The sequence below is a fragment of the Plasticicumulans sp. genome, from assembly GCF_035331805.1.
In the GTDB taxonomy this organism is placed as follows: Bacteria; Pseudomonadota; Gammaproteobacteria; order Competibacterales; family Competibacteraceae; genus Plasticicumulans.
The window spans coordinates 1-2,418 of record NZ_DAOLKE010000459.1 but is presented as its reverse complement, the minus strand read 5'-3'; the positions used below and the strand labels follow the sequence as shown (position 1 = coordinate 2,418).

Here is a 2,418-nt window from a genome sequence, read left to right as displayed (position 1 = left end):
CCCTTCTTGTCGATGAAGCGCCCGAGCGCGAACAGCACCGGCGCCGTCGGCGGCAGGTGCAGCCCGGTGCGCAGGCGCGCGAGCTCGCCGTCGTCCACCGCCGGCGCTTCGGGCACGAAGTTGCCGATCCGGAACACGCGCGAGCCGGGCAGGCCCTCGCGGATCAGGTAGTCGCAGATCGCTTGCGTGTTGCCGATCCACGCATCGCAGTGGCGGTAATAGCCGTCGAGCTTGTAGAAGCCGCCGAGGCGCGCGACGTGCACGCAGGCGCTGGCGGCCGGCACGTGCATCAGCCGCGAGGCGCGACCCATGTAGGTCTGCACGAGCCCGATGCCTTCGCGTTCGATCTGCCGCCGCAGTTGCCACCAGGACCACGCATCCCAGCGGTTCGCCAGCGGCAGGTGCAGCTGGCGCACCGGCCCGCCGGCGAGCGCCTGCGCGATCGGCGAACCGGCGCGCGTGACCGCGAGCGGTGCGTGCCCGGCCTCGGTGAGCGCCGTCAGCAGGCGCACGAAGAACTGGTCGGCACCGCCCATCTGCGTCGAACCGATGACGTGCAGCGTGCGCATGCGCGGGGACTCTCCCGGAGCGGGCCGTGAGGAAAAGGGCGGCAAGGATACCGGCTTGCCGCTGCGGCCGGTATAAGACGGCGCTGCCTGCCCGTCGCGAGTCACCGCCGATGACTGCCTCCGCCGTTCCCGCGCTGTTCCTCGATCGCGACGGCATCGTCAACGTCGATCACGGCTACGTGCACCGCATCGAGGACTTCGAGTTCGTGCCCGGCATCTTCGATCTGCTGCGCACGGCGCATGCCGCCGGCCGGCGGCTCGTCATCGTCACCAACCAGTCCGGCATCGCCCGCGGCCGCTATGGCGAGGCCGAGTACCAGCGGCTGACGGCGTGGATGCAGGCACGCTTCATCGAGGCCGGCGCGCCGCTCGCCGGCGTCTGGCACTGCCCGCACCTGCCGGGAGCGCCGGCGCCGTACGGCATCGACTGCGACTGCCGCAAGCCGGCGCCGGGCCTGATCCTCGCCGCGCGCGACGCGCTCGGGCTGGATCTGGCGCGCTCGATCCTGATCGGCGACAAGGCCCGCGACATCGAATCGGCGCGCCGTGCCGGCCTCGGCCACGCCTGGCTGGTCAGCGGCGAGCGTGCCGAGATCGACGCGGCCGCGGCCGATGACGTCTGGCCGAGCGTCGCGGCGCTCGCCGCTGACGTCCGGGCGCAGGCCGCACTCGCGCTTCAGTAGACCGGCGGCTCGCCGGCCGGTCTGGCCTTGAAGCGCCGGTGCACCCAGTAGTACTGCTCGGGCGCGCGGCGCGCCCAGTCCTCGATCAGCCGGTTGATGCGCGCGGCATCGGCGGTCTCGTCGCCGGACGGAAAGTCTTCCAGCATCGGCAGGATGTGCACGCGGTAGCGCCCGTCCGCCAGACGCTCGGGCCAGTACGGCAGCACCGCCGCACCGCTCATGCGCGCCAGGCGCGAGGTCGCCGTGATCGTGCGCGCCGCCACGCCGAAGAACGGCACGAACACCGTGCCCTGCGCTCCGTAGTCCTGATCCGGCGCGTACCAGACCGCGCCGTTGCGCCTGAGCACGCGCAGCATGCCGCGCAGATCACCGCGGTCGATGCAGGCGCCGCCGGTGCGGCGTGCGCGTTCGGCGCTCATGACTTCGTTGAACAGCGCGTTCTCGTTGCGACGCTGCATCGGATGAAACGACCGGTGCAGCGCCAGCAGGCCGGCACCGATCTCCAGCGTCGTGAAGTGTCCGGTCAGCAGGATGATGCCGCGCCCGCGCGCGGCGGCCGCATCGAAATGTTCGAGTCCGCAGACCTCGCCGAGCGCGGCCAGCCGCGCGCGCGGCGCCCAGTAGCCGCTCGCGACCTCGAAGATGCCCATGCCGAGCGCCTCGAAATGCGCACGGGCGAGGCGCGCGCGCGCGGCTTCATCGAGCGCCGGGAAGCACAGCCGCAGGTTGGTCGCAACCACGTGCCGGCGATGGCGGTCGAGCCGCCCGTACAGCCGGCCGAGGCCGCGCCCGAGCGCAAGCTGCAGCCGGTGCGGCAGCGCCGCCATCAGCTTCATTGCGCCGAGCCCGAGCCACACCGGCCAGTAACGCGCGGCGGCGTGGCGGCGCAGCAGATCGCGGGTGAATACGGACGACACGCAGACCTCGGGCGGGCGGGGGAGAGCGCCGCGCAGTCTACGCGAGGCTGCCGGATATTTTTGTCTCTCCGGCCGGCGGCGGGCTTGACGGCGAAATCGCGCTCAGTAGAATGCGCCGCTCTTTGCCGCCGGGGGCCGGAAACAGCACCCGCGCAGTGGCCCGCAGCAACGAAATCAGCCAGTCGGGATTTAACGATTCCGGTGCTTGACGAAAGCGATCTGATTCGTAGAATGCGCGGCCTTGCCGAG

4 protein-coding genes are annotated in these 2,418 nt (G+C 71.5%); 1 reads left to right on the top strand and 3 read right to left on the bottom strand.

The annotated features are described in order from the left end of the window. A partial coding sequence (locus PKE44_RS18370) for a glycosyltransferase (RefSeq protein WP_324554131.1) occupies nt 1–569 on the bottom strand: 569 nt, incomplete at its 3' end. Between the two features lie 110 nt (nt 570–679). Here PKE44_RS18370 and PKE44_RS18365 point away from each other — a divergent pair. Beyond that, the gene (locus tag PKE44_RS18365) at nt 680–1,252 is read left to right on the top strand and encodes an HAD family hydrolase (protein WP_324554129.1); all 573 of its coding nucleotides are present in this window, start codon (nt 680–682) and stop codon (nt 1,250–1,252) included. Here PKE44_RS18365 and lpxL read toward each other — a convergent pair. Together lpxL and PKE44_RS18355 are read right to left on the bottom strand one after the other, a co-directional pair. Beyond that, entirely contained in the window at nt 1,246–2,169 is a 924-nt protein-coding gene (gene lpxL / locus PKE44_RS18360; RefSeq protein ID WP_324554127.1) for an LpxL/LpxP family Kdo(2)-lipid IV(A) lauroyl/palmitoleoyl acyltransferase, read from the bottom strand. The two genes, PKE44_RS18365 and lpxL, sit on opposite strands and share 7 nt — an antisense overlap. Before the next feature lie 37 nt (nt 2,170–2,206). After that, a partial coding sequence (locus tag PKE44_RS18355) for a hypothetical protein (protein WP_324554125.1) occupies nt 2,207–2,418 on the bottom strand: 212 nt, incomplete at its 5' end.